Origin of the sequence: Ruegeria atlantica (genome assembly GCF_013033965.1) — a bacterium.
GTDB lineage: Bacteria > Pseudomonadota > Alphaproteobacteria > Rhodobacterales > Rhodobacteraceae > Ruegeria > Ruegeria atlantica_D.
On the sequence record NZ_WQFE01000005.1, the window covers coordinates 32,014 to 57,289 of the forward strand.

Sequence of the window (25,276 nt, forward strand, 5' to 3'; positions counted from 1 at the left end):
AAATATATATCGATGAGTCACTGTTTATGAAACAAAACCTCCAACCTGCCGATATTGCCATTTTGCAAGAGCTTCAGATGGATGGTCGCCAATCCATGCAGGACCTTGCCGATCGCACCGGATTATCCGCTTCACAGTGCTGGCGGCGTGTGCGCGACCTAGAGGCCGCTGCTATCATTTCCGGCTATACCGCGCAGGTACGTGCTAAATCCGTTGGGCTGAACGCCATCGCCTACGTCCACGTCGCGCTGCGCGAACATCAGGAAGACAGTATTAATGCGTTCCTCCGCTTGATTGAAACCGAACCGCAGATCGTCGAGTGCGCCTCGATCACCGGGGATCACGACTTCATCCTAAAAGTCTACGCTAAAACCCCCGAGGAACTTGAGCACTTTATCATGCAACGGCTTCTGAAATCCGGGCTTGTGCGCGACACGCGCAGCAATTTCGTATTGCGTCAAACCAAAACGCGCGGTCCGCTGCCCATTCTCTAGCTTCGGTGAAGCGAAACCCGTTGAACCTGCCCGCTTGCCCTCCTATCGTGCTGACGCAGAAAGCCTAATCAGGACGACACCATGACCGAACAAGTACCCCACCCGATGTCCCCTCAGGATTGCCTTGTTGCGATCATGGTTGCGATCTCTGCGTCTGATGAAACCATCCGGACTGCCGAGCTGGTCAAGATCGAAGGCGCAGTCAATATGCTGCCGGTGTTTGCCGAATACGACATCGACCGCACGCGCCGCGTTTCACAAACCGTGTTTGACCTGTTTGAACAAGAAGATGGGTTGGACGCACTATTCGGCCTGATCCGCGACAACCTGCCCGAACGACTGAACGAAACCGCATATGCGCTGGCCTGTGATGTGGCCGCTGCAGACGGCTCCCTGGCGGAATCCGAACTGAGACTTCTGGAAGAAATTCGTTACGAGCTGAACATTGATCGCCTGCACGCTGCCGCGATCGAACGCGGCGCGCGGGCACGCCACACCACCTGAAATTAACTTCCGGCCAATGACCCCCAGCGCTCGATCAGAGTGCGTTGCAGTTTGCGCGAGCGATTGTTCCAGCTTCGCGCGCCTTGTGGTCGTTCGCGTTGCGCGCGCGGAATCGTGGCCCGGTGATCAACATCTGCAGTGAAAATGGCAAAGGCCAGCTCTGAGCCGCCCGGCGTTGTGATGAAACCGCCAAGGCCGGATACGAAATTCAGCGTGCCGGTCTTGGCCGCTACTTTGATTGGGTGATCTTTGACGGGTCGTCCCTGACTATCCGCAAGGGTGAATTTTTTCAGCAAAGGTTTCAACGTGCCTGCCTGTTTCGCCGCGACCAGAGCCTTTACCAAATCGCCCGGCCCCATTCGGGACGCATCACCCAGACCCGAGTGATCCACCATCGCGACACCCGTCACACCATATGTCTCTGCCGCCCAACGATTCATCTCGGCCGCCGAATCCGCCAATGTTTGCAACGTTGCGCCGCGCGCTTTTGAGGCCGCCATACCAACCATCTCTGCCGTAAGGTTGGTCGAATACTTCAACATCCCGCGCAAAACGCTGTCCAGGGGGTCACTAAGGTGCACCACCAGCGGGGTTCCTATCGGTGCCGCGCGCGTGACCTGAACACGGCCCAATTGGATACCATTCGCACGCGCCAAAGTCTTGAACACGTCGCCTGCGTAAAGCGCAGGCTTGCGCACTGGCAACCACCGCGCCCCACCAGTACCAAGCGCGCCTTTCGCCACAGTCCAGCGGTCCTGCCGCGCGCTGGATTCGTAGGTATAGATCGGCGCTTTTCGGCTCTCGATCTGCATAGAGGCTACGTCGACCGACGGTTTATACCGCGCGCTGCGCGCATCCATTGACACGTCATAGCGGGTATCATCACGTTTCCACTCAAAATGCACCCGGTTGAAGTTAAGTGATATGCCGCTGATGGACGGGCTATAGCCCAGATGATCCGGCTGCCCCGGATCAATGCTAAACACATAAGGCAGCGCCCCCTCATGTACCTTGAACGCACCTTGTACTTCCGTAATGCCTGCCTCGCGCAGGTTTGCAGCCATTGTGGCCAGTGCATCCGTATCCAGCAACGGGTCGCCACCACCCACAAGGATCAAGTCACCTTTCAGGATACCGTTTTCAATCGGCCCGTCCGCCATCAGAGTGGTCTGAAACCGATAGTCCTTACCCAGGACATCCAACGCATAAAGAGCCGTCAGCGCCTTGGCGACACTTGCAGGCGGCAGTCCTTGATCACCACCAAACGCCTCAAGCTGTGTCCCTGTTGTAACATCCGCCACCGCGAATGCCACTTCACCGCGCAGCCCGGCCGCCTGGACTAACCGCTCGACACCCGTCGGCAGATCGCCGCGAATCTGCGGTCTCAGCGAAACCAATGGCGCTTCGGCCCGCGCCACGACGGGGGTCAATACCGCCCCCAGCCCTGCTAGAAATCTACGTCGAGAAAATCGATCAGTCATAGGTCGAATAAAATCTCACAGATCAAATACGCACAACCACTGATATGGATTATGCGCGCATGGGGCTATTCCGGCAACACCCCGGCACCCCAGCCACCGCGTGCCCGGATCTGGCTCGAACTGACATCGACCATCGGCACGTTCACGAAACACCACGCAGGTGCTTCGGCACGCCCCAACAGACGCCGCGCCTGCCCATCTATCCGATACTTGGCATAGCGCCGGGCAGCAGGGGACATCCGCGCGGAAATCCGGTCACCCGGCCGTGCGATCACACCCACCGGAACGCTGTCCATGATCCGCTGCCAGTCTTTCCACTTATGGAACTGCGCCAGATTGTCCGCGCCCATGATCCAGACAAACCGAACTTTGGGATATAAGCGTCGCAGTTCGGCCAACGTATCCGCCGTTGCCCGCGTTTCGGTCAGCGCCTCGACATCCGTCACCTCGACCCGCGGGTGCTGCATCAAAGCCCGCGCAGCTGCCAACCGCTGCGCAAGAGGCGCAGGCCCCCGCGCCTTCAACGGGTTGCCCGGAGACACCAGCCACCACACCCGATCCAGCCCGAAGGCCTTCATCGCCTCAAGCGTCACATGGACATGCCCTTGATGGGGCGGATCAAAGGACCCGCCGAACAGCCCAATCACCTGACCGGGTCGTGCATATGGAATGGCGCTTCGCAACATCCCTTGCTGATGTTCAGAACTGAGAGGGGTTGTCAATCAACAGGTTGCACCGGATCGCCCAGCCGAACCCTTCCCGGCGTAATCACTTCGGCACACCACCCCCCGTGCCCGCGCACGGCAGAATAGCCACCTTTGCCCAGCGCTTCCTCCATCCGGCTGCACGGCGCACAGATCACGGTAAATCGCAGAACGGCCTCGCCCACCTGCACCTCACGCCCCTTGAGCGCCGCCAGATTGATCCCCGACACCACCAGATTGCGCCGCAGGATTTCTGGGGGAATTGGCTCCTGCCCCAGATACGAACCAATCGCCACCAGATGCTCTTGCTGGATCAGAGTCACCGCTCGCTTGCCCGCCCGGCTACGGTCACCATCGAGGCCGTCGGTGGCGATCATGACTGACTCTACAAATCCCATTTCCATCCGCCGATCCGACCGCAAGCCGATCCATTCAACACGTCCCGGCTGCGCCCAACCGGCAATGAGATCTTTCAAAGACATCAAAGGCTCCGAGATTTTCACACCTCCCCTCATCTAGCAGTCTGGCCGTTCCCGAGGCAGCCGATAATAGTAGCGCTGATTGATTTGTGAATTGGAGCCAAACATGCGCCTGACCATCCCCGAACCCAAGATCAAGCTATACGAGGACGGGTTTGACAAGCACGACAAACTCTCGCGCAAACCCACCGGCGACAAACTGTCGGAACTGGTCGAGCGCATCGACGACCCACTTGTGATCGCTTTGGACGGAGCGTGGGGGTCAGGTAAGTCGTTGTTCTTGAGGTGTTGGGTTGGTGAGCATCTAAAACGCGATGGGAATACCACACAAACCGTCTATTTCGACGCGTTCAAACATGATTTTCTGGATGATCCTTTAATTGCATTAACCGGCGCAATTGCCGAACGCTTCGAAGAAACAAACGACGAAGCGGCTCAGAAGGCCTGGAAGACAGCCAAGCAGGTCGCCCCCGCCCTTGGACGCGCACTTGTTCGTACTGGCGCGTCCGTCGTGACTGCGGGTCTTGTAACCAAGGCAGACGAGTTGGCGGAGGCCGCGATCAAAACCGTTTCCGGTGAGCTTGACGGAGCCGTGGCTGAGTTCTGGAAAATAGAAAATGGTAAACGAGCGGCAATGGAGGGTTTCAGACGGGCACTGGTCGATCTGACCGAACCAGATGCCAGCGGAGCGCCAAACCGAAAACTGATCGTTGTGATTGACGAGTTGGATCGTTGTCGACCAGACTTTGCCCTCTCCGTTTTGGAAACGATCAAACACTTTTTCGACGTGGCAGGCGTCCAGTTCGTTTTGGGCGTAAATCTAGAGGAGCTACAGAACTCAGTTCGCGCTCGGTATGGAAGACAGACAAACGCAAATGCCTATCTACAGAAATTCATTCACGTTCAGTTCAAACTACCATTAGAAACAGGCAAGGCATCAGCAACGACACTTTCAAAGTTTTTGGCCCTCGTCGCTGAACATACCAAGAGCAAGAACACTCAAGGTGTCGGGCTACTAAACCTCTACACTAAGCACGGTTCAGCAACCCGCGAATTGACACTTCGTGACGCGGAAAGGGTGTGTGCTTTGGCTTCCATTGCCGCTCCAATAGACACTGACTGGGGCGGGAAGTACGCAGCATGGTTGGTGCCGGGTCTGATATTAATCAAAATCAAAAGGCCGGAGCTCTACACATCATTGAGAGTTGGAAAGCTTCCAAAAAACGAAGTGCTTGAGCAGTTGGGTTTGGCACGCGTAGAGCTTTATGAAAACAACAGGCCCCGCAATAACCAGCGACACGTGCTAATATTGATATGGCACTATTATTTGGACCCTGGCTTTGGTGACAAACCGGTACTCGGTCAGAGTGAACTTAACTTTGAAAACGACTTTGTTCCTGACGCTCTTCGGAACGTTCCGCGCACAGAGCTTCTCTCCGCACTCATCAACGATTACCTAGAGGTGTTTCAGCCACTCAACAATCGTTGACGGGCATCATTGCCCCCACCCAACGCATCCGCTATCACACCGCCCAACTCAATTTCACCGACCCAGAGGACGCGACATGGCCGCCTATCAATATGTCTACCACATGCAGGGTGTCTCCAAGACCTATCCCGGTGGCAAGAAGTGCTTTGAAAACATCCACCTGAGCTTTCTGCCCGGCGTGAAAATCGGTGTTGTCGGCGTCAACGGTGCCGGTAAGTCGACGCTAATGAAAATCATGGCCGGCCTCGACACCGATTTCACCGGTGAGGCATGGGCCGCCGAGGGCGCCAAGGTCGGCTATCTGCCGCAGGAACCGCAACTGGATGAAAGCCTCAGCGTCCGTGAAAACGTCATGCTGGGCGTGGCCGCGAAAAAAGCCAAGGTCGACCGGTTCAACGAAATCGCCATGGAGATCGCCGAGAATTACTCGGACGAGCTGATGGAGGAAATGACCACCCTGCAGGACGCGATCGACGCCGAAAACCTCTGGGACCTCGACAGCCAGATCGACGTTTCGATGGAGGCGCTGCGCTGCCCGCCGGACGACGCCAACATCGCCAACCTCTCGGGGGGTGAAAAACGCCGCGTGGCGCTCTGCAAACTACTGCTGGAAGCGCCCGACATGCTGCTGCTCGACGAACCGACCAACCACCTGGACGCCGAGACAATCGCCTGGCTGCAACAGCACCTGATCGACTACAAGGGCACCATCCTGATCGTCACCCACGACCGTTATTTCCTGGATGACATCACCGGCTGGATCCTCGAACTCGACCGCGGTCGCGGCATTCCGTACGAGGGCAACTACTCGGCGTGGCTGGAACAGAAAGCCAAACGGCTGGAGCAGGAAGCCCGCGAGGACAAGTCCAAGCAGAAGACCCTGCAGCGCGAATTGGAATGGATGCGTCAGGGCCAGAAGGCCCGTCAGGCCAAATCCAAAGCCCGGATCAACGCCTATAACGAGCTGGCCGAACAGTCCGAACGCGAAAAGCTGACCCGCGCCCAGATCGTCATTCCCAGCGGCCAGCGCCTTGGCGGCAAGGTGATCGAGGTCGAGGGCCTGTCAAAACATATGGGCGACAAGCAACTGATCGAAGGGCTGGATTTTGCCTTGCCCCCCGGCGGCATCGTCGGCGTCATCGGCCCCAACGGTGCCGGTAAATCGACCCTGTTCAAGATGCTCACCGGTCAGGAACAGCCCGACAGCGGCACCATCACGCTGGGCGACACGGTCGAGCTGTCCTATGTCGACCAGTCCCGCGACGACCTGAAAGACAACGACACCGTGTGGGAGGCGATCACCGGCGGCGCCGAGATCATTCAGCTGGGCGATGCGCAGGTCAATTCCCGCGCCTATTGCTCGTCCTTCAACTTCAAGGGCGGCGACCAGCAGAAAAAGGTCTCGCTGCTGTCAGGTGGTGAGCGCAACCGCGTCCACATGGCCCGCCTGTTGAAAGAGGGCGGCAATGTCCTGCTGCTCGACGAACCGACCAACGACCTCGACGTCGAAACCCTGCGCGCGCTGGAAGACGCGCTGGTCGATTTCGCCGGCTGCGCTGTGGTTATCTCGCACGACCGCTTCTTCCTCGACCGGATCTGCACGCACATTCTGGCCTTCGAGGGGGATGCTCATGTGGAATGGTTCGAAGGCAACTTCGAGGATTACGAAGAGGACAAAAAGCGCCGTCTGGGACCGGACGCGCTGGAGCCCAAGCGGTTAAAGCACAAGAAGTTTGCGCGATAGAAACGTTAAAGGCCCGTAACCACAGGATGTGATTACGGGCCTGAACCTGCCCGCATAGAGGAGAGCATCAACGTAGGTATCAGGAAATTGCCGTCACCTGACCTTGCCACTAGTTTTGATGTCCCCAGGCCCCAAAACCCGATACTCAACCAGTCGACCAGAACCCGGCAAAGTACTAATAAAAACACGTTTCCCGCGTGTTTTCGCTCTGCACCTCACAGCACCCGGCCGTAATCACCTACTTTTGTGACGGGCTGGCTGACCGTCGGCTTTCACCACTCCGAACGTGACTGTCATTCAGCACATCTCCGAAAAGTGCGGTCAGCTCGGATTTGTTAACCGCTCCGGATTTTGCGGTTTGCGCTTTCTCAGCAAGATCTTCTTTGACGGAACCGGCCAGTTCTCTTGATTTGAACATACGGCCAAATTTCGACTTAAAAAACATAGCTTTCACCTTGAGCGTTTAATTTCTCGCAATTGTTCGAATCTGAGTATTCGTCGTAATGTTCCGCTGCGGGCCGGTTCGAGCGTGCGGTGGTAACCGACTCAAAGACCGTTCTTCCGTGAGTGGGCGCCCGCAGCGGCTCGGCGTACATATGAAAAAATGTGTGGGAGCCAATGGGGAAGAAAACTGCTTTTCGCGTCATTTTTGAAAGGCTTTCCCAGAAAATCTTTTTGTAGGGCAGCTTTGCGAACTCAGGTTAATCCTGCCAGAATTCCCGTGACGTGGCGGCACAATTTTGCAGCAAGTAGTTTGGGGCTGTAATTTGGGGCTGTTCTGGATTCTGAGTCGAGGCGCGCTTTGGGAATGCCGATGCCGTCAGATTCCTCGGCAGTGCGCTGCTGGCGAACCAATCCACCCTTGCCACATGGCCTTCTCAATGCCATATCAAAGGCGCTTACGTTTTTCTATTTCGACCTACTGTCACCTTCTACGGCGCTCAGTCTATCGATCCAGACAACGACGCCGGGCTGCCGCAACTCCGTGGGCAGCACCAATTAGGAGACACGGATATGCCTGCAGGCACCGTAAAATGGTTCAACACCACCAAAGGCTACGGCTTTATCGCACCCGAAGATGGCGGCAAAGACATCTTCGTTCACATCTCGGCTGTCGAGCGTTCGGGCCTGACCGGCCTGGCCGACAACCAGAAAGTCACGTACGAGCTGCGCTCGGGTCGTGACGGTCGCGAAAGCGCCGACGATATCGCACTGGCCTAAGGCCACGAAAGGGCAGAGGTTAGCTCTGCCCTTTTCACATTGCGCGGGGCAAAACTGCAACAGAAGTGTGTCTCTGCGATTACATCACAATACGGTTACTCTTGGCAGATGATTGACCAGATCGGCTATCATTCCGACACTGGTTAACGATATTCTGCTGTCCTGAAGAGAACCGATATGTTCACACGTCGCACTTTCCTAGCAACATCTGCTGCGGCAGGTCTGGCACCCAGCCTTGCTTCGGCCAAGAAGAAAGCTGTTGAATACGACCCCACGCCGCAGTTCGTTCGGGTCAAGAAACAGTTTCTGCCCGGTCAGTTGCTGGTCGCGCCGCGATCATTTTATCTGTATCTCATCACCGAGCCACGTAAGGCGATCCGATATGGATGTGGCGTTGGCAAGGCGGGGCTGGAATTCACCGGAACGGCTACGATCGACGTAAAGAAAGAGTGGCCAACATGGCGGCCCACGGACGAGATGATCGAACGCGAACCGACCACCTATGCAAAGTTCAAGGACAATGATTACGTACAACCCGGTGGAGGGGACAATCCGCTGGGGGCACGCGCGCTTTACCTGTTCCAGAATGGGGTCGACACCTATTTCCGCATCCACGGAACGACCCAGCCGCAAACCATCGGACGCGCCGCCTCAAACGGGTGCATTCGCATGCTGAATTCACACGTGATCGATTTGTATGAGCGTGTACCGGTCGGAACCGTAGTTACGGTGGTCTGAAGCGCTTACGGCCCGGACCAATCGACGTCTGTCGCCTCTTCGATCTGCAACATCCCGTCCGGCCAAGGTCGCGCCAACGCCTTGGCGTCATCTTCGGTTCCCGTAAGCCATGTCTGAACGTCGGCAGGTTTTAGCAGGACGCCCATTCGGTGGTGTATCGGTTCAAGATCTGCATTGGGTGGGCAGGTCACGGTTGCAAACTGGTCAACCTGAAGACCACCCGGTGCCTGCCAACTGTCCGTGATCGCAGCGAATAACAGAGGACTGCCATCCGCCGAGGCAATACGCCATGCGGTTTTGCGACGCTTTTCGCCCGTCCACTCGTACCACCCGTCCACCGGCACTACGGCCCGGCCTACGCCCTCGAATGCGGTTTTGTGAAAGACGGTTTCTGATCGGGCGTTGATTATGGTTTCCATCACAGGCCGACCGCGCGCATTGACGCGCCCAACTGGGATCATCCCCCAACGCATGGGCGTCAGGCCAGACTCAGTCAGGACCGTCACCTCTTGCCCCGGTTGAATGTTCTTGCGGGGCAACTGCGATTCCGCGTTATTCCGGACGCCTAAAGCCTGGGCTATTTCGGACATCGGCCGTGTCAGGAAAAAACGCCCTGGCATCTTTTCAATCCTGCTTGGTCGAAACTTCGACCAGCTCCAGCACATATGGCGCAAGCGCTGCAACGATCCGCGCCACCCCCGCCTTGTTGGGGTGAATCCCATCCGGCTGCATGAACTGCCGGACTGCATTCGGATCACCGTTTGGTTGCAACCCCTCAAAAAAGCTTTCCGCATACACAAGCTCATATGCCTCAGCCAAGTCCGGGTACATCGAGTCAAAGGCCTGTTTGTATTCGACCCCGTAATTCCCAGGCGCTTGCATTCCAATCAGCAAAACCTCGACCTCGGCCACCCGAGCGGATGCCAGGATTGTCTCAAGGTTCGCGCGAGACACAGCTGGGTCGATCCCGCGCAACAGATCATTGCCACCCAGCGCCACGATCAACGCGTCCACATCAGGTGTCAGGGTCCAATCGACACGCGCCGCACCGCCGGCAGTGGTATCCCCGGAAACTCCGGCATTGATCACTTGCACGTCTGCGCCCTGATCCTTCAGCCATTGGTTCAATTGTGGTACGAACCCGTCCTGTTCCGGAAGGCCATATCCTTGTGTCAGCGAGTCCCCAAGCGCGGCGATAACCACTGGTTCCGCTGTGGCGGCAAAGCCGCAACACGCAAACAGTACAGACATCAAGGCCTTGCGCATTTTTTGAACCGCTCCATATCCCAAAATGACCGCCTCCTCGTGGAAGTACCTATGACAACACCTGTTCTTTTGCTTCAAAATGCCGCTTTGTCGCTGGATGGCAATGCCGGTCGGATCAATATCCTGCATGACATTAACCTGACAGTCACAAAAGGCGAAACACTGGGGCTCGTTGGGCCGTCCGGGTCCGGCAAATCGTCTCTGCTGATGCTGATGGGTGGGTTGGAACAGGCAACGGCCGGCAGGATCACGGCCCTTGGCCAGGACCTGACCGACATGGATGAGGATTCTCTGGCACGTTTCCGGCGCAATGCGATGGGGGTCGTCTTTCAGAACTTTCACCTGATCCCCACCATGACGGCCCTGGAAAACGTGGCCACGCCGCTGGAATTGGCAGGGCAAAAGGATGCTTTCCAACGCGCCGAGGCGGAACTGAACGCAGTTGGGCTATCTCATCGCCGCGATCACTACCCAGCTCAATTGTCAGGCGGTGAACAACAACGGGTCGCGCTGGCCCGCGCTGCGGCACCGCGACCACAGATTTTGTTGGCGGATGAGCCGACAGGAAATCTGGACGAAACGAACGGCGCGGCCATCGTCGACTTACTGTTCGAATTGCGTGACAAACACGGCGCTACGCTGGTTCTTGTAACCCACAGTCATAGCCTGGCGCGCAGGTGTGATCGGGTTGTCCGGTTGCGTGACGGGCGGATTTCGGAAGACAGCCAGCAAGAGGCCGCAGAATGAGCCTTCGGCTGGCCGGTCGACTGGCTCGCCGTGAACTTCGCGGTGGTTTGCGTGGGTTTCGCGTCTTTCTGGCGTGTCTTGCGCTGGGTGTCGCAGCGATTGCTGCCGTTGGGTCCGTACGCCACGCGATCCAGGCTGGCTTGGCCGAGGAAGGCGCTGCCCTGTTGGGTGGGGATGCGCAGCTGGAGTTCACTTACCGGTTCGCAACTTATGACGAACGCGCGTGGATGGATCAGACGGGGACAGGTGTGTCCGAAGTGGTCGATTTCCGGTCGATGGCTGTTGTCGATCAGGGCCAGGATACGCAGCGCGCGCTTACTCAGGTCAAATCGGTCGATGACACTTATCCTTTGTTGGGGTCTCCTGTTCTTGAGCCTGCGATGCCCTTGTCGGAAGCTTTTGGGACGTATCAGGGTCTTCCCGGCGCAGTCATGGATCCATCACTGATTGATCGACTGGGTCTTTCCATCGGAGATCGCTTTGCACTGGGGACGCAGCAATTCACTCTGACGGCCGCCCTGATCCATGAACCAGACGGGGCCGCCGATGGCTTTGGTCTGGGCCCACGCACGTTGGTGCGGACCGAAGACCTGCAAAAGTCCGGCCTCTTGGCTCCGGGAACACTGTTTTCAACCAAGTACCGCCTGACCCTGCCAAAGGGCACAAATCTGCAAACCCTGTCGGCAGAAGCCCGTCAGAGTTTTGAGGGTACGGGCATGCGATGGACCGACGCACGCAACGGTGCGCCCGGAATTGCCGAATTCGTCGGACGGCTCAGCGCATTTCTGGTTCTGGTCGGGTTATCGGGTCTTGCGGTCGGCGGCATCGGGGTTTCGGCGGCTGTGCGTGCCTATCTGTCCCAAAAGACCGAAACCATCGCGACACTGCGCACCCTCGGCGCCGACAAGGCCACGATATTCCAAACCTACATGATTCAGATCGGAGTTCTGTCGGGGATTGGTATCTTGCTTGGTGTCGTCTTGGGCGGTCTGCTGCCTCTGCTCCTGGCCCCAGTGATTGAAGCCAGCCTACCAGTTCCCGCGGTTTTCTCGATTTATCCGGCCCCGCTTGCCGAAGCGGCTCTGTACGGCATACTGACAGCCTTCCTGTTCACGCTCTGGCCCCTTGCCCGCACCGAGGACGTCCGCGCGGCGACCCTGTTTCGCGACGCCCTGACCTCTGCCCGGGCACTTCCACGAGGTGCACATCTAATTGCAACCGGCATCGGCGTTGCGCTGCTGATCGCATCCGCCGCTTGGTTCAGCGGATCGGCACGCCTGACGTTTTGGACCGCCGGAGGATTGGTGGGCGCTTTGCTGTTGCTTGCCGTAGCCGCATACGCGGTGCGTAGGTTGGCCCGGCTCAGCGCATCGTCTGCGCGCGGGCGACCAGCTTTTCGATGGGCCTTGTCGGCCATATCCGATCCACGCGAAGGCGCAGCATCCGTTGTGCTGTCTCTAGGCCTTGGACTTTCGGTTTTGGCTGCCGTGGGGCAAATCGACGGCACCTTGCGCAATGCAATTTCCGGGAACCTGCCGGATGTCGCCCCGTCCTATTTCTTCGTCGATATCCAGAAAGACCAGATGCCCGGATTCAATGACCGGCTGACCTCGGACCCCGCCGTGAGCCGGATCGAAAGCGCGCCGATGCTGCGTGGGATCATCACGCAGATCAACGGCAAACCCGCCCGCGAAGTGGCAGGCGATCATTGGGTTTTGGATGGCGACCGCGGCGTAACTTATTCCGCGCAGCCGCCAGGTAATGCACGTATCACTTCCGGCAAATGGTGGTCCGAAGACTATACCGGTATGCCGCAGGTCAGCTTTGCCGCCGAAGAGGCAGAAGAAATGGGCCTGAAACTGGGTGACCACCTGACCGTGAACATTTTGGGACGAGACATTACTGCAGAACTCACCTCGACACGCGAGGTCGATTTCTCAAATGCCGGTATGGGCTTTATCATGTCCATGAATCCCTCGTCCCTTGCGGGTGCCCCACACAGTTTTATCGCGACGGTCTACGCCGACGAACAGGCTGAAACGGCAATTCTGCGGGATTTGGCCGGGAAGTTCCCCAACATAACCGCGATCCGGGTTCGCGATGCGATCGACCGTGTCTCGGGCCTGTTGGCAGGCATCGCAGCGGCCACGTCTTATGGCGCTGGGATTTCTCTGCTAACCGGGTTTTTGGTACTCATTGGGGCCGCTGCCGCCGGAGAACCTGCCCGCCGATATGAAGCCGCAATCCTCAAGACACTTGGTGCGGACCGGCGACGTATCCTGTATAGCTTTGCCCTGCGCGCGGTGCTGTTGGGTGCCGCCGCAGGCAGTGTAGCCCTGTTGACCGGTATTCTGGGCGGATGGGCGGTTGCCACCTATATTTTTGACACGAAGTTCTCAGTGATCTGGCCGTCCGCTATCGGCATTGTTCTGGCGGGCGTCATCGTAACGCTTGGCGCAGGGCTTCTGTTCGCCTTGCGCCCCTTGGCCGTTCGCCCGGCCGGCATCCTGCGCGCCAGCGATTAAGCCACCCGAGCGCAGGCGACAGGTTGTAGGATTTGCAACAGGTGATCGTTGTTGCACACAAGGGCGTCCAACGTAATGTCATCTAATGAGGCATAGAAAACCTCTGCCGCATCCTGCAATGCCACGCGCAATCGACATGCATCGGTCAACGGACATGTATTGTCGGAATCCGCAAAGCATTCGGCCAGTGGCAAATTGCCCTCTACATGGCGAAATACAGAGCCGATACGGATCTGATCGGCCGGTCTGGCCAATGTCATACCACCGTTGCGCCCGCGCTGAGTGCTGAGATAATCCAACTGACTAAGCTGATTGATCACCTGCGCCAGATGGTTTTCCGAGATGTTGCACACACCGGCAATCTCGGATTTTGTCACCAACCTGTCCTGATGCGCCGCACAATACATCAACAGGCGCACCGCAATATTCGTCCGTTTGGTAATCCGCATAGGGGCCTCCCTAAAATCAAGATGCAGACTTATTGCATGTCCGGCAAAAAAGCGGTTTGACATACATCAATCGTCAGGAAAGGAACCAGCGGCGAATGGCGGACCCCTATTTCTTTGGCTACGGCAGCCTCGTGAACCTGTCGACGCATGACTTCCCCGATCCGCGGCCTGCCCGGTTGAGCGGCTGGCGGCGCGCATGGAGGCACACAGACCTGCGCCCGGTTGCCTTTCTGACAGCCGTTCCGGATCCCGCTTCCGAAATCGAGGGCATGATTGCACATGTACCGAAGAACGATTGGGCCGCGCTGGATGAACGGGAGTGGGCCTACGACCGAGTATCTGCGACACAATCGGTCACACATCCCTTAACGCACGAGGTCGAGATTGCCGTCTACACTGTGCCGCAGGACCGACACAACGCACCAAGCAATCATCACCCTCTGCTATTAAGTTACATTGATGTGGTCGTGCAGGGATACTTGCGCGCGTTTGGCGAAGACGGTGCAGATCGTTTCTTTGCCACCACCGATGGATGGGAAGCCCCGATCCTGAACGACCGAGCCGAACCGAGATACCCGCGCCACCAGAAACTAAAATCGATTGAGACGGAATTCGTCGATGACCGTCTCAGCCGCATCTCTGCCCGAATTGTGCAGAACGCATAGAAAAAGGCGGGATCAAGTGACCCCGCCTTTTGTCAGTCTATCTAAACACGCTCAGGCTTTTGCGCGGATCACCTGCAGCAACGGCAGCAGAGCGGCCATCTCAGGACCACGCTCCATGCCAGTCAGCGCCTTGCGCAAAGGCATGAACAGGCCTTTGCCTTTACGGCCAGTCGCCTCTTTCACCGCGCTGGTCCATTTACCCCAGGTTTCACCGTCGAACGGCCCCTCGGGCAACAAGGCTATGGCCTCGGCGATAAAGTCACGATCCTCATCCGCGATCAGCGGTTCTGCCCCGTCGCGGCACAGCTCCCACCAGCCCTTGAGATCAGCCAGAGTGGTGATGTTCTCGCGCGCCATTGCCCAGAACGGTTCGGCCAGTTCCGCCGGAACGCCTGCGTCGGCTACCGCCTCGGCAACATCGGTCAACGGCAGCGACTGCAAGTGCTTTGCCGTCAGAGGGAAAAGGTCCTGAACGTCAAACTTCGTCGGCGCCGCACCAAACCGGTTCACATCGAACCCTTCGATCAGCTCAGCCATGTCAGACCGCAGCTCAACCGGATCGGACGAACCCAGACGCGCCATCAGGCTCAGCAGTGCCATGGGCTGCACGCCTTGCTCACGCAGATCGCGCAAGGCAAGTGTGCCCAGACGTTTGGACAACGCCTCACCCTGGGGGCCGGTCAACAGTGAATGGTGCGCAAAACGCGGGCAATTCCCGCCCAGCGCCTTGATGATCTGAATCTGAGTAGCGGTGTTCGTCACGTGGTCCGAGCCGCGCACCACATCGGTCACGCCCATCTCGGTATCGTCGACCACCGACGCTATCGTATAAAGAACCTGACCATCACCGCGGATCAGCACAGGGTCAGACACCGATGCCGCATCGATAGAGATATCGCCCAGAATGCCGTCATTCCACTCAATCCGCTCATGATCCAGCTTGAACCGCCAGACGCCGTTGCCGCGTTCGGCGCGCAGCGCTTCTTTTTCAGCATCGCTGAGGTTCAGCGCGGCGCGATCATAGACCGGCGGCTTGCCCATGTTCAGTTGCTTCTTGCGCTTGAGATCCAGCTCGGTGGGCGTCTCGAACGCTTCATAGAACCGGCCCATCTCGCGCAGCTTGTCAGCGGCTTCAGCATAGCGATCCAGGCGCTCCGACTGGCGTTCGACCTTGTCCCAGTGCAGGCCCAGCCATTCCATATCCTGCTTGATTGCATCGACATATTCTTCTTTCGACCGCTCAGGGTCGGTGTCGTCGATGCGCAGGATGAACGTGCCGCCAGCCTTGCGGGCGATCAGGTAGTTCATCAGGGCGGTGCGCAGGTTGCCCACATGGATGTAACCGGTGGGCGACGGGGCAAAACGGGTGGTGGTCATGGAGTTCTCCTGTTGGCGCGGCTCATGTCACAGGATTAGCCAATTGTCCAGCAGACGCGTCAGGTTGGTTTCACAGCCCAGTGCCGGTTCAAGTCCGCAAGCCCGGCACGGATCAGTTCGGACAGAACGTCCGTATCGATATCGGCCAGCTTGTTCACGTAAAGACAGGATTTACCCAGCTTGTGCTTACCCAACCGGGACAGGATGCCGCCAAAATCCGTGTAACCTGGCATGATGTAAATCGACAGTGCGGCCTTGCGAGGGGAAAACCCGGTTGCCAGGAAATCACCCTCACGCCCGGACTCGTAGCGGTAGTGGTATCGGCCGTAGCCCACGATCGACGGGCCCCACATGACTGGTTCAAACCCGGTCGTTTTCCGAAACAAGGCATCGAGCAACCGCGCATCATCGGCTTTCTTGGCCGGTTGAACGGTTGCCAGGAAACTATCCACACTTTGCCCGGTGGGAACGGTTTTGTTTGCAGATCGCGCCATGAACAAAAATTAACACGTAATGTTCAACCGCGCAGCCCATTTGAAAGGGTATAAACTGGCAAGAGACTCGTGCCGACCTAACTCACTTAATGGTGTCCTGACTGGGAGAACGAAAATGACAATCAAACTTACACGCCGCGCAGCGCTGGGAACCGCAGCCGCTTTGCCCTTTGCCGCAGCCGCGGCACCGGTTCTGGCAGCCGGAGCCGAGACCAAGGCAAACTCGACCATCGCCAGATCTTTTTCTTTGGGTGATTTCACCGTAACGGCGCTGCTGGATGGCAGCCTGCCCCGCGACGGGGCACAGGAAATTTTCGGTGGTGGCGCTTCGGATGAAGACTTCGCGAAAGTCTCAGCAGACAACTTCATCTCGCCAGATGTCGCGCAGTTCTTCTTTACGCCAACTCTGGTCAACACCGGATCTGAGCTGGTTTTGTTCGACACCGGACTGGGACAAGGCGGTATTCAGGCAGCACTGGATGATGCAGGTGTTACCCCGGACCAGATCAATGTGGTCGTCATCACCCATATGCATCCGGACCATATCGGCGGAATGACCACCAATGACGCGCCAACCTTCCCGAACGCACGCTATGTCACCGCATCACCGGAATACGATTTCTGGGCCGCGCAGGACGCAGGCAATCGCGTAGGCGATCTGGTCGCAGCAAAGGTGACACCTTTGGCCGAGAAAATGACCTTTGTTGAAAACGGCGGCGAAGTCGCGTCGGGCATCACCGCTGTTGCAGCATATGGGCATACGCCCGGCCATACTGTCTATCATCTAGAGAGCAACGGGCAGCGTCTGGTTCTGACCGCCGATCTGGCCAACCACTATGTCTGGTCCTTTGCCCATCCGGAATGGGAAGTCCGTTTTGACATGGACAAAGCTGCCGCCACTGCATCGCGGCGCGACGTACTGGGCATGCTGGCGGCCGACAAAGTCCCGATGATCGGCTATCACATGCCATTCCCGGCGGCTGGATTTGTTGAACCCCGTGGCGATGGGTTCCGCTTTGTGCCGGTCAGCTATCAGATGATGGGGTAGTGCCCTAGTATCCCGGGTCCGGCCGCACCTTTGAACCATCCGTAAATCGGGACAGGCGAAAGGCGGCCGGATCAACGCATGGCGTGGTTTCACAAACCAGATCGGCCATCAAACGCCCTGCTCCGGGGCCTATACCAAATCCGTGGCCCGAGAATCCCGTGGCGATGAACATGCCCGGCATGGTATCAACTGAGGATATCACCGGAATGGCATCCGGCGTGACGTCGATCAATCCCGCCCAGCTTTGGACGATTTCTGCCTGATTCAGTATCGGCAAGCCTTTGCGCGCACGCGCCCAAGCCCGCCGCAGGACCTTGGCCGACGGTTCCGGGTCCAGCACTCGGCAATGTTCGAATGGTGTGACATCGGTATGCAGCCACGATCGGTCCTCGCCCGCCTCTGCCGCCCAGCGCTTGGACAGCCTGAACCGCAGGGATCGCCATTCCTGCCGGAACGCTGGTACAAATTGCATCGCGAGTCGGAAACTGTCTGGAACAATATCCACCGTATTCTCATGGCCAGACGCAACGGTATAGCCGCCATCGGCCCGTTTTCGCATCGCAAACTCATCTGACCAAAATGCGGTTTCCGGACCATCCACCGGGGAAGTGCGAAATACCGTGTTGAGAACCTTGAGCTGTGGCAAATCAATGCCCGTATTTCCGGCAAACAGACGCGACCATGCGCCTCCGGCCAGAACCACCCGTGCGCACGCTACCCGCCCACGTTCGGTAAACACACCAGAGACATGACCGTTTTCAAAGTCAACGCTGCGTACAGCGCAGTTGGTCATCAGACACGCCCCCTTGTCGCGTGCCGCTTCGGCAATCGCGGGGGCGGCCCATTGCGGTTCCGCCCGCCCGTCTTGCGGCATGTGCAAAGCAACTTTCAGCCCACTTTGGTTTTCGGGCAACAAGGCGTCCAGTTCGGCACCCGAAACCATCTTTGCGCCGGTCTGCAGGCCTTCGACATGGCGCATCCAACGTTCGAGATTTGCATGATCGCGCGTCCCTGAGGCTCCAAAAAGGATCCCGGACCGCGAAAACCCGGTTTGGCGCCCGATGCGTTGATCCAAATCCTGCCAAATCTGCTGTGCTTCCAACATAAGCGGGATTTCGCGAGGGTCCCGTAGCCCCAAACGCACCCACCCCCAGTTGCGCGAGCTTTGCTCACCGGCGATCTGGCCCTTTTCGCACAGCAAAACGGACGCGCCCCGCTCTGACAGCTCCAAGGCTGTAGCGGCCCCAATGATTCCTCCGCCTATGACCACGACGTCGACGGACTTGGGCAGGTGCAGATCGGGTTCTACAGGGGTTGGTTTTGGACCGGGCATCCGCCGCTCTTACTTCATTGCTCGGATCGCAATGAATGCGCGGTATCAGGCATTAGGCAACATGTCGCCTGACGCGCGGATCACAATTTTCAGAAGCTGTGATCAAAGTGCCAGAATGATCTCTGGCACCGTGCATTCCAGTTGGCTCGGACCGTCAGGCAGCTCCGCAGAGTTCAGCCCATTTCTGACGCAATGTGGCCGCCAGACCGGCATCGTCGCCGGACGTTTCTTCTCCCACACTTTCCTGAGAAGTTAGTTCAGGCAGAAGCGAAGCGGCCACTGATTCCACAGGCACCGTTTCCTGCTCTGGCGGCATCTCGGCCCCCAAGAGTTCGGCGATGGCAGAATCGACCTGATCTTCGTCTAGCTCATGGCCTTTGGATTCCATCGAACGCCACGGAAGTGGCGAATGGAGTGGCCTATCGTATTGCTCACGCATTTTCACACCAAATCGTTAACACAGACACCCAATCAATGATGCGTCACAAACAAATTTTGACCAGATAACCTGATCCAAATAGGAATGCGCCGCATCTGCCCCACTTGAGGCGGCAATTAAGCTAAAATGTGTCAGAAAAATGTCCTGACTTCAAGCGTGTTTACCCTTCACAGCCGAATCCAAGAAATCACTGTCCTCAAGACGAGGACAATGGGAATCAATTCGCCGCCTGGTTGATTATTTGGAAACTCCTGAGACCCCGATCGAACGCGCGTGGCTACGACCTAAGACCGGTCCCGCCAGCGGTTCACAATCGGGTATCTGCGATCCAGCCAGAAAGCCCTGTTAGTCAGACGGGTGCCCGGTGCGGACTGAAACCGCTTGTATTCGCTGATATAGATCAGGTGCTCGACCCGGCGGGCGACGTCTGCGTCGAACCCTGCCGCTTCGCAATCCGCAATTGACCCGTCGCGGTCGACCAGAATTTCCAGAATGGCATCCAGTTCCGGGTAGTCCGGAAGGCTGTCACTGTCTTTCTGGTCTTCACGCAGCTCAGCACTGGGCGGCTTGTCGATCACCGAAGGGCGGATCACCTCGCCCTCGGGTCCCATCATCCAGCCGCGATGGTTGGCATTGCGCCAGCGGCACGTTTCAAACACGCGGGTTTTGTACAGATCCTTGATCGGGTTATAGCCGCCATTCATGTCGCCATAGATGGTTGCATAGCCGACAGCCACCTCGGACTTGTTGCCCGTGGTCAGCAGCATTTCACCAAACTTGTTCGAGATCGCCATCAACAGCATTCCGCGCAGGCGAGACTGGATATTTTCTTCGGTCAAATCCGCCTCGTGCCCGACAAACAGCGGAGCAAGTGTGTCTGTCACAGCCGCCCGGCTATCCGAGATCGGCACATAATCGTAGTGCACGCCCAACGCCTTGGCGACGGCTTCAGCGTCATCCAGCGAAGCCTGACTGGTGTATTCTGACGGCAGCATTACGCACCGGACATTTTCGGCACCGATTGCGTCAACGGCAATTGCCGCGACCAACGCCGAGTCCACACCGCCCGACAATCCCAGCAACGCCTTTTTGAACCCGGTCTTAGCCATGTAATCGCGCAAAGACTGAACCATGGCGCGATAGTCCTGCTCCCACTCATCCGGCTGCGGCACAATCTCGGCTGGTACAATGCGCCAGCCATCATCACCGCGTTCCAGATCGATATGCGTTACGGCCTCGTCAAAAACCGGCATCCGAAACGCTATCTCGCCGCCCGGGTTTAGCCCGAAGGTCGCACCATCAAAGACTTGATCGTCCTGCCCTCCTACCATGTTCAGGTAAATCAGAGGCAGACCGGTCTCAATCACACGGGCAACCATGTGGTTCAGGCGCACATCGTACTTGTTGCGGAAGTAGGGTGAACCATTGGGGATCAAGAGAAACTCGGCCCCGGTTTCTTCCAGTGTTTCCGAAACATCAGGATGCCAGCTGTCTTCGCAAATCGGGCTGCCGATCCGCGAATTACCAACCGAATAAGGTCCGCCCAAGGGTCCGGCGTCGTATAGGCGCACCTCGTCGAATACGGTTTCATTCGGCAAGTGATGTTTCAAAACCTTGCTGCCTATGCGACCACCTTTGAGGATCAGATAGGCATTGAACAACTTGCCGCCCTCGGTCCACGGACCACCGATAGCGATGGCGGGTCCGTCGGCACATTGCTCGGCCAGATTCTGAACCGCAGTCATGGCCGCCTGATGAAATACCGGCTTTATGATCAGATCCTGCGTATTGTAACCGGTAATGAACATTTCAGGGAAAGCGACAAGGTCGGCACCGGCCTCTTGCCCTTGCTTCCACGCCGCAAGCGCCTTGTCCAAATTGCCTTGGATGTCCCCAACAACGGGGTTGAGTTGCGCCAGAGTAATGCGGAAACTGTTGGCCATACTGCCCTCTTGCCCTCGTCAGTCTTAATGCCATTTAGCAGATCGCGCCGCGAGTAAAAGGCAAATGCGGCAAAACACGTTGCTCTGTCCGCACGGGTATCTTAGTTTTGCCCGAACAGGTGACAACCGGGCAACGCAGGAAAAACCATGAACGCTATCCGCATATCTTTTGCCGCCACGGCGATGGCTTTGCTGGCCGCATCCGCATTTGCGCAAGACGGACAGGTTATCATTGCGGATGATGATGTCGGCGGCGTGTACGAGGGCACATTCCTGAACGGCCTGCGCCACGGCGAAGGTTCCTATCGCCTGCCAAACGGGTTCGAATATGTCGGTGAATGGGTCGAAGGCGAAATTCAGGGCAAGGGCATAGCGCGCTATGTCAACGGTTCGGTCTATGAGGGGATGTTCTCAAAGGGGCAACCCGAGGGTCAGGGCAAAATCATATACCCCGATGGCGGCAGCTATGACGGGGAATGGGCTGAAGGGTCGATCAACGGAACCGGGGTTGCAAAGTACACTAACGGCGTCCGATACGAAGGCAGCTTCAAAGACGCTCGCTATCACGGCAAAGGCGTCCTGACCGACCCCAGCGGTTACGTCTACGATGGCGAGTGGTTGGACGGCGTCAAGCACGGCAAGGGCAAAATCACCTCTGCTCAAGGCAGCATTTACGAAGGAGAAATCAAGAACGGCTTGCGCGATGGACAGGGCACGCTAACCATCCCCGATGGCATGACATATACCGGCGAGTGGTCTGAAGACCGCATGACTGGCAAAGGTCGCCTGTTGCAGGCGAATGGCGATCTTTACGAAGGTGATCTGGTCGATGGTCGCCGCGAGGGCAATGGCAAGGCCACCTATGCCAATGGTGCCACCTATGAAGGCGAATATGCCGATGACCGCCGCCACGGCAAAGGGCGCTTTCTTGGTACTGACGGGTTTGACTACACCGGCGAATGGGTGGACGGTCAAATCGAAGGGCTGGGTGAGGTCACTTACCCCGACGGTGCCACCTATACAGGTGATTTCAGCGCAGATCTGCCGCACGGCAAAGGGGTTCAAACCTACCCGGATGGCACTGTCTATGACGGTGAATGGCTTGCCGGTATCTTCGAAGGCAATGGCAAGGCCACCTATCCCAACGGCGTTGTTTACCAGGGACAGTTCCAGAATGGCCTGAGCCATGGTAACGGCGTTCTGACTTTCGCGAACGGATATCGGTACGAAGGCGAATGGGTAGCCGGCGCGCGCCAAGGCAAAGGCAAAGCGACATTTCCCGACGGAACCGCCTATGAGGGCGATTTCAAAGACGGTCAGCGTCACGGTGAAGGAACCATAAAAACCCCACGGGGCTTCAGCTATACCGGTGGGTGGGCCGAAGGCAAAATCAGCGGCAAGGGTGTCGCGACTTATGCAACCGGTGACGTATACGAAGGCAACTTTCTGGACAACAAGCGTCACGGCAACGGCACCATGCGATACGCTAATGGTCAGGAAGAAACCGGTGTTTGGGAAAACGGTGAATTGCCCCCTGAAAACGTAAGCGCGCCGGACGCGACAGACACGGAAGCCGAGCCTGATACGTCCGCCTCTGACGGGTGATCAAACTACCAGGGCACTGGCTTTCCAGCCCAATCAAAGAACCCGCCTGTATCTGCAGGGTCCAAGGCGGCCATGACGGATAACAGATTCCGGGCGGCCTCATCAGGCACTACCGCGGGGTGTCGACCGACATATTTCTGGGTGAATGCTGTCTTGACCGTGCCGGGATGCAAGGCAACACAGATCGCATGTTTGTGGGTCCGAGCAAGTTCGATCGCTGTTGTTCGAACAATCTGGTTCACCGCCGCCTTGGAAGCGCGGTAACTGACCCAACCACCCAGCCGGTTGTCACCAATCGACCCGACCCGCGCGGACAACACCGCAAAAACGGCACGTCGGTCGCGCGGCAACAGGCGCGCGGCATGCGCAAGCACCAACGCAGGTCCGACCGCATTCAGCGCAAACTGATCCATCATCGCCTGCGCCGAAAGAGACCGGATGGTTTTTTCCGGAGCCGCACCATTTATTTCAAGAGCGCCAGCCGCGACCAGAATCAGGTCGAACGGTCCTGCAATGCCTGCCAATGTCCGATCTACGATCTCGGGGTTGGTCAGATCAAACCCATCTTGCGATCGGGTCAATGGGGTGACGTGGACGGACTGATGCCGCAACCTGTTGGTGATTGCACCTCCGATCCCACCCGATGCGCCGATGACGAGTGCCTTTTCCATGCAGAACGAACTAGCTGTCAGCATGTCCCAATCAACACCCTGGCAAAAGAATCCTCGCTGCGCAAATGACGTAAATTCGTTCTTTTCATTCCTGCCGCGCGATGTATAACCTCAACCCCATGATCAACCGCGCAGATATCCTGTTTGTCGACACCGCCCTTCGCGGTGCGTCTCTGCGTGGCCTACTGATCCTAATCCGCCTCTGAGCGTGCCATCCGGCGCGCCCGCTCAGAGGAGGACGCCCGCGCGCCAAATGGCTTTAGGACAGACAAGAAAGAGATTCCCATGACCAACGTGACCGACCAAGACCGCGTCTTGATCTTTGACACCACCCTGCGCGATGGCGAGCAAAGCCCCGGCGCAACCATGACCCATGCCGAAAAGCTTGAGATTGCCGAACTGCTGGACGACATGGGCGTCGACATCATCGAAGCCGGTTTCCCCATTGCATCCGAAGGCGATTTCAAAGCCGTGTCCGAGATCGCGCAGCGGTCTAAGAACAGCCGCATCTGCGGCCTGGCGCGCGCCAATTTCGCAGACATCGACCGCTGCTGGGAGGCTGTGAAACACGCAGGCAAAAGCCGCATCCATACCTTCATCGGCACCTCACCCTTGCACCGTGCCATTCCAAACCTCACGCAGGACGAGATGGCCGAGAAAATCCACGAAACGGTCAGCCACGCGCGCAATCTGTGTGAAAACGTGCAGTGGTCACCGATGGACGCGACGCGGACCGAGTGGGACTACCTGTGCCGCGTGATCGAGATCGCAATCAAGGCGGGTGCGACCACGATCAATATCCCCGACACGGTCGGCTACACGGCCCCGATGGAATCCGCAGACCTGATCAAGCGTCTGATCGAAACAGTGCCGGGTGCGGATGAAGTGGTCTTTGCCACCCACTGCCACAACGACCTTGGCATGGCGACCGCAAACTCGCTGGCGGCGGTTGCTGGCGGCGCGCGTCAGATCGAATGTACGATCAATGGGCTGGGTGAACGCGCGGGCAACACAGCTCTGGAGGAGGTTGTGATGGCGCTGCGTACCCGCAATGACATCATGCCGTGGAAAACGGGTGTCGACACCACAAAGATCATGCATATCTCACGCCGCGTTGCGACGGTGTCGGGGTTCAATGTGCAGTTCAACAAAGCCATCGTCGGCAAGAACGCCTTTGCGCATGAAAGCGGCATCCATCAGGACGGCATGCTGAAGAACCGCGAGAACTTTGAGATCATGCGCCCCGAGGATATCGGCCTGTCCGGAACATCTTTGCCGCTGGGCAAACACTCGGGCCGCGCGGCATTGCGTGATAAGCTGAATACGCTGGGCTACGAAGTTGGCGACAACCAGCTCAAGGACATCTTCGTGCGGTTCAAGGAACTGGCCGACCGTAAGAAAGAGGTGTTCGACGACGATATCATCGCCCTGATGACCCTGGACGATGACGACGGCGACGATCACCTGCAGTTGGTGTCGATGAAAGTCACTTGCGGTACAGTCGGCAAGGCCGAAGCCACCATCGAAATGGAAGTGGACGGCAAAGAGATCATCGCCACGGAAACCGGCGACGGCCCCGTTGACGCCGCATTCCGCGCCATTCGCGTCGTGCACCCGAACACTGCGCATCTGCAACTTTATCAGGTGCATGCCGTGACCGCAGGAACCGACGCGCAAGCCACAGTTTCGGTGCGTCTGGAGGAGGACGGCATGATCGCGACCGGCCAATCAGCGAACACTGATACGGTTGTGGCTTCGGCCAAGGCTTATATCCACGCGCTGAACCGCCTGATCGTGCGCCGTCAAAAGGCGGGTCCCGGCGCTGACACGCGCGAGATCTCTTACAAAGACCTGACTTAA

At 57.7% G+C, this 25,276-nt stretch carries 25 protein-coding genes; 12 read left to right on the forward strand and 13 right to left on the reverse strand.

Annotated features, from left to right (window positions below):
• Positions 1–26 precede the first annotated feature (26 nt).
• Entirely contained in the window at positions 27–494 is a 468-nt protein-coding gene (locus tag GOW16_RS11240) for an Lrp/AsnC family transcriptional regulator (RefSeq protein WP_170414786.1), read from the forward strand.
• Between the two features lie 81 nt (positions 495–575).
• Entirely contained in the window at positions 576–998 is a 423-nt protein-coding gene (locus GOW16_RS11245; RefSeq protein ID WP_170414789.1) for a tellurite resistance TerB family protein, read from the forward strand.
• 2 nt (positions 999–1,000) lie between these two features.
• Here the strand turns inward: GOW16_RS11245 and dacB are convergent, their stop codons facing one another.
• The 3 genes from dacB to GOW16_RS11260 form a co-directional block, all read right to left on the reverse strand.
• Positions 1,001–2,479: a D-alanyl-D-alanine carboxypeptidase/D-alanyl-D-alanine endopeptidase gene (gene dacB, locus GOW16_RS11250; protein WP_170414792.1), complete on the reverse strand. Its 1,479-nt coding sequence runs from the start codon at positions 2,477–2,479 to the stop codon at positions 1,001–1,003.
• Positions 2,480–2,544: 65 nt separating this feature from the next.
• Positions 2,545–3,165 carry a nicotinate-nucleotide adenylyltransferase gene (locus GOW16_RS11255; protein ID WP_438826271.1) on the reverse strand — a complete coding sequence of 207 codons (621 nt, stop codon included), beginning with the start codon at positions 3,163–3,165 and terminating at the stop codon, positions 2,545–2,547.
• 32 nt (positions 3,166–3,197) lie between these two features.
• Complete coding sequence (locus GOW16_RS11260) at positions 3,198–3,665, reverse strand: MOSC domain-containing protein (protein WP_170414798.1); 468 nt, start codon at positions 3,663–3,665, stop codon at positions 3,198–3,200.
• Between the two features lie 103 nt (positions 3,666–3,768).
• Here GOW16_RS11260 and GOW16_RS11265 point away from each other — a divergent pair, with 103 nt between their 5' ends.
• Together GOW16_RS11265 and ettA are read left to right on the forward strand one after the other, a co-directional pair.
• Entirely contained in the window at positions 3,769–5,151 is a 1,383-nt protein-coding gene (locus GOW16_RS11265) for a KAP family P-loop NTPase fold protein (RefSeq protein WP_170414801.1), read from the forward strand.
• 76 nt (positions 5,152–5,227) lie between these two features.
• Positions 5,228–6,895 carry an energy-dependent translational throttle protein EttA gene (gene ettA, locus GOW16_RS11270; protein ID WP_170414804.1) on the forward strand — a complete coding sequence of 556 codons (1,668 nt, stop codon included), beginning with the start codon at positions 5,228–5,230 and terminating at the stop codon, positions 6,893–6,895.
• Between the two features lie 238 nt (positions 6,896–7,133).
• Here the strand turns inward: ettA and GOW16_RS11275 are convergent, their stop codons facing one another.
• Positions 7,134–7,340, reverse strand: a complete 207-nt coding sequence (locus tag GOW16_RS11275) for a hypothetical protein (protein WP_170414807.1) — start codon at positions 7,338–7,340, stop codon at positions 7,134–7,136.
• Between the two features lie 569 nt (positions 7,341–7,909).
• On the opposite strand from GOW16_RS11275, the gene GOW16_RS11280 reads away from it, so the two are divergent.
• Together GOW16_RS11280 and GOW16_RS11285 are read left to right on the forward strand one after the other, a co-directional pair.
• The gene (locus GOW16_RS11280) at positions 7,910–8,116 is read left to right on the forward strand and encodes a cold-shock protein (RefSeq protein WP_039523244.1); all 207 of its coding nucleotides are present in this window, start codon (positions 7,910–7,912) and stop codon (positions 8,114–8,116) included.
• A 177-nt stretch (positions 8,117–8,293) separates the two neighbouring features.
• Positions 8,294–8,854 (forward strand): L,D-transpeptidase family protein, encoded by a 561-nt coding sequence (locus GOW16_RS11285; protein ID WP_170414810.1) that lies wholly within the window; start codon positions 8,294–8,296, stop codon positions 8,852–8,854.
• Between the two features lie 5 nt (positions 8,855–8,859).
• Here GOW16_RS11285 and GOW16_RS11290 read toward each other — a convergent pair whose 3' ends face one another.
• Together GOW16_RS11290 and GOW16_RS11295 are read right to left on the reverse strand one after the other, a co-directional pair.
• On the reverse strand, positions 8,860–9,474 hold the full coding sequence (locus GOW16_RS11290) for an SOS response-associated peptidase (RefSeq protein ID WP_170414813.1): 615 nt from the start codon (positions 9,472–9,474) through the stop codon (positions 8,860–8,862).
• A gap of 4 nt (positions 9,475–9,478) precedes the next feature.
• Positions 9,479–10,105, reverse strand: coding sequence for an arylesterase (locus GOW16_RS11295; RefSeq protein ID WP_254429747.1), 627 nt, complete (start codon positions 10,103–10,105; stop codon positions 9,479–9,481).
• Positions 10,106–10,171: 66 nt separating this feature from the next.
• Between GOW16_RS11295 and GOW16_RS11300 the strand changes: the two genes are divergently transcribed.
• Entirely contained in the window at positions 10,172–10,867 is a 696-nt protein-coding gene (locus GOW16_RS11300) for an ABC transporter ATP-binding protein (RefSeq protein WP_170414819.1), read from the forward strand.
• Positions 10,864–13,392: an ABC transporter permease gene (locus tag GOW16_RS11305; protein ID WP_170414822.1), complete on the forward strand. Its 2,529-nt coding sequence runs from the start codon at positions 10,864–10,866 to the stop codon at positions 13,390–13,392. Before GOW16_RS11300 ends, GOW16_RS11305 begins: the two co-directional genes overlap by 4 nt.
• On the opposite strand, the gene GOW16_RS11310 is transcribed toward GOW16_RS11305, so the two are convergent.
• Positions 13,389–13,841, reverse strand: coding sequence for an RrF2 family transcriptional regulator (locus tag GOW16_RS11310; protein WP_170414824.1), 453 nt, complete (start codon positions 13,839–13,841; stop codon positions 13,389–13,391). The genes GOW16_RS11305 and GOW16_RS11310 overlap by 4 nt on opposite strands.
• A 95-nt stretch (positions 13,842–13,936) precedes the next feature.
• Here GOW16_RS11310 and GOW16_RS11315 point away from each other — a divergent pair, with 95 nt between their 5' ends.
• Entirely contained in the window at positions 13,937–14,506 is a 570-nt protein-coding gene (locus tag GOW16_RS11315) for a gamma-glutamylcyclotransferase family protein (protein ID WP_170414827.1), read from the forward strand.
• Between the two features lie 51 nt (positions 14,507–14,557).
• On the opposite strand, the gene gltX is transcribed toward GOW16_RS11315, so the two are convergent.
• Positions 14,558–15,883, reverse strand: a complete 1,326-nt coding sequence (gene gltX / locus GOW16_RS11320) for a glutamate--tRNA ligase (RefSeq protein ID WP_170414830.1) — start codon at positions 15,881–15,883, stop codon at positions 14,558–14,560.
• A 59-nt stretch (positions 15,884–15,942) separates the two neighbouring features.
• The gene (locus GOW16_RS11325) at positions 15,943–16,377 is read right to left on the reverse strand and encodes a DUF1801 domain-containing protein (protein WP_170414833.1); all 435 of its coding nucleotides are present in this window, start codon (positions 16,375–16,377) and stop codon (positions 15,943–15,945) included.
• A 115-nt stretch (positions 16,378–16,492) separates the two neighbouring features.
• Between GOW16_RS11325 and GOW16_RS11330 the strand changes: the two genes are divergently transcribed.
• Complete coding sequence (locus GOW16_RS11330) at positions 16,493–17,425, forward strand: MBL fold metallo-hydrolase (RefSeq protein WP_170414836.1); 933 nt, start codon at positions 16,493–16,495, stop codon at positions 17,423–17,425.
• Positions 17,426–17,429: 4 nt separating this feature from the next.
• On the opposite strand, the gene GOW16_RS11335 is transcribed toward GOW16_RS11330, so the two are convergent.
• From GOW16_RS11335 to GOW16_RS11345, 3 genes are all read right to left on the reverse strand, one after another.
• Complete coding sequence (locus tag GOW16_RS11335) at positions 17,430–18,758, reverse strand: NAD(P)/FAD-dependent oxidoreductase (protein WP_170414839.1); 1,329 nt, start codon at positions 18,756–18,758, stop codon at positions 17,430–17,432.
• A gap of 154 nt (positions 18,759–18,912) precedes the next feature.
• Positions 18,913–19,146 (reverse strand): hypothetical protein, encoded by a 234-nt coding sequence (locus GOW16_RS11340; protein WP_170414842.1) that lies wholly within the window; start codon positions 19,144–19,146, stop codon positions 18,913–18,915.
• A gap of 335 nt (positions 19,147–19,481) precedes the next feature.
• Positions 19,482–21,140, reverse strand: a complete 1,659-nt coding sequence (locus tag GOW16_RS11345) for an NAD+ synthase (RefSeq protein ID WP_170414845.1) — start codon at positions 21,138–21,140, stop codon at positions 19,482–19,484.
• 147 nt (positions 21,141–21,287) lie between these two features.
• Between GOW16_RS11345 and GOW16_RS11350 the strand changes: the two genes are divergently transcribed.
• Positions 21,288–22,745 carry an MORN repeat-containing protein gene (locus GOW16_RS11350; RefSeq protein ID WP_170414846.1) on the forward strand — a complete coding sequence of 486 codons (1,458 nt, stop codon included), beginning with the start codon at positions 21,288–21,290 and terminating at the stop codon, positions 22,743–22,745.
• A gap of 5 nt (positions 22,746–22,750) precedes the next feature.
• On the opposite strand, the gene GOW16_RS11355 is transcribed toward GOW16_RS11350, so the two are convergent.
• Positions 22,751–23,416 carry an SDR family NAD(P)-dependent oxidoreductase gene (locus tag GOW16_RS11355; RefSeq protein ID WP_170415339.1) on the reverse strand — a complete coding sequence of 222 codons (666 nt, stop codon included), beginning with the start codon at positions 23,414–23,416 and terminating at the stop codon, positions 22,751–22,753.
• Positions 23,417–23,701: 285 nt separating this feature from the next.
• Here GOW16_RS11355 and GOW16_RS11360 point away from each other — a divergent pair, with 285 nt between their 5' ends.
• Positions 23,702–25,276, forward strand: a complete 1,575-nt coding sequence (locus GOW16_RS11360; RefSeq protein WP_170414848.1) for a 2-isopropylmalate synthase — start codon at positions 23,702–23,704, stop codon at positions 25,274–25,276.

What these genes read in the sequence shown, in the direction of transcription:
- GOW16_RS11240 (WP_170414786.1), top strand. Translation starts at nt 27, where the DNA reads ATGAAACAAAACCTCCAACCTGCCGATATTGCCATTTTGCAAGAGCTT.
- GOW16_RS11245 (WP_170414789.1), top strand. Translation starts at nt 576, where the DNA reads ATGACCGAACAAGTACCCCACCCGATGTCCCCTCAGGATTGCCTTGTT.
- dacB (WP_170414792.1), bottom strand. Translation starts at nt 2,479, where the DNA reads ATGACTGATCGATTTTCTCGACGTAGATTTCTAGCAGGGCTGGGGGCG.
- GOW16_RS11255 (WP_438826271.1), bottom strand. Translation starts at nt 3,165, where the DNA reads ATGTTGCGAAGCGCCATTCCATATGCACGACCCGGTCAGGTGATTGGG.
- GOW16_RS11260 (WP_170414798.1), bottom strand. Translation starts at nt 3,665, where the DNA reads ATGTCTTTGAAAGATCTCATTGCCGGTTGGGCGCAGCCGGGACGTGTT.
- GOW16_RS11265 (WP_170414801.1), top strand. Translation starts at nt 3,769, where the DNA reads ATGCGCCTGACCATCCCCGAACCCAAGATCAAGCTATACGAGGACGGG.
- ettA (WP_170414804.1), top strand. Translation starts at nt 5,228, where the DNA reads ATGGCCGCCTATCAATATGTCTACCACATGCAGGGTGTCTCCAAGACC.
- GOW16_RS11275 (WP_170414807.1), bottom strand. Translation starts at nt 7,340, where the DNA reads ATGTTTTTTAAGTCGAAATTTGGCCGTATGTTCAAATCAAGAGAACTG.
- GOW16_RS11280 (WP_039523244.1), top strand. Translation starts at nt 7,910, where the DNA reads ATGCCTGCAGGCACCGTAAAATGGTTCAACACCACCAAAGGCTACGGC.
- GOW16_RS11285 (WP_170414810.1), top strand. Translation starts at nt 8,294, where the DNA reads ATGTTCACACGTCGCACTTTCCTAGCAACATCTGCTGCGGCAGGTCTG.
- GOW16_RS11290 (WP_170414813.1), bottom strand. Translation starts at nt 9,474, where the DNA reads ATGCCAGGGCGTTTTTTCCTGACACGGCCGATGTCCGAAATAGCCCAG.
- GOW16_RS11295 (WP_254429747.1), bottom strand. Translation starts at nt 10,105, where the DNA reads ATGTCTGTACTGTTTGCGTGTTGCGGCTTTGCCGCCACAGCGGAACCA.
- GOW16_RS11300 (WP_170414819.1), top strand. Translation starts at nt 10,172, where the DNA reads ATGACAACACCTGTTCTTTTGCTTCAAAATGCCGCTTTGTCGCTGGAT.
- GOW16_RS11305 (WP_170414822.1), top strand. Translation starts at nt 10,864, where the DNA reads ATGAGCCTTCGGCTGGCCGGTCGACTGGCTCGCCGTGAACTTCGCGGT.
- GOW16_RS11310 (WP_170414824.1), bottom strand. Translation starts at nt 13,841, where the DNA reads ATGCGGATTACCAAACGGACGAATATTGCGGTGCGCCTGTTGATGTAT.
- GOW16_RS11315 (WP_170414827.1), top strand. Translation starts at nt 13,937, where the DNA reads ATGGCGGACCCCTATTTCTTTGGCTACGGCAGCCTCGTGAACCTGTCG.
- gltX (WP_170414830.1), bottom strand. Translation starts at nt 15,883, where the DNA reads ATGACCACCACCCGTTTTGCCCCGTCGCCCACCGGTTACATCCATGTG.
- GOW16_RS11325 (WP_170414833.1), bottom strand. Translation starts at nt 16,377, where the DNA reads ATGGCGCGATCTGCAAACAAAACCGTTCCCACCGGGCAAAGTGTGGAT.
- GOW16_RS11330 (WP_170414836.1), top strand. Translation starts at nt 16,493, where the DNA reads ATGACAATCAAACTTACACGCCGCGCAGCGCTGGGAACCGCAGCCGCT.
- GOW16_RS11335 (WP_170414839.1), bottom strand. Translation starts at nt 18,758, where the DNA reads ATGCCCGGTCCAAAACCAACCCCTGTAGAACCCGATCTGCACCTGCCC.
- GOW16_RS11340 (WP_170414842.1), bottom strand. Translation starts at nt 19,146, where the DNA reads ATGGAATCCAAAGGCCATGAGCTAGACGAAGATCAGGTCGATTCTGCC.
- GOW16_RS11345 (WP_170414845.1), bottom strand. Translation starts at nt 21,140, where the DNA reads ATGGCCAACAGTTTCCGCATTACTCTGGCGCAACTCAACCCCGTTGTT.
- GOW16_RS11350 (WP_170414846.1), top strand. Translation starts at nt 21,288, where the DNA reads ATGAACGCTATCCGCATATCTTTTGCCGCCACGGCGATGGCTTTGCTG.
- GOW16_RS11355 (WP_170415339.1), bottom strand. Translation starts at nt 23,416, where the DNA reads ATGGAAAAGGCACTCGTCATCGGCGCATCGGGTGGGATCGGAGGTGCA.
- GOW16_RS11360 (WP_170414848.1), top strand. Translation starts at nt 23,702, where the DNA reads ATGACCAACGTGACCGACCAAGACCGCGTCTTGATCTTTGACACCACC.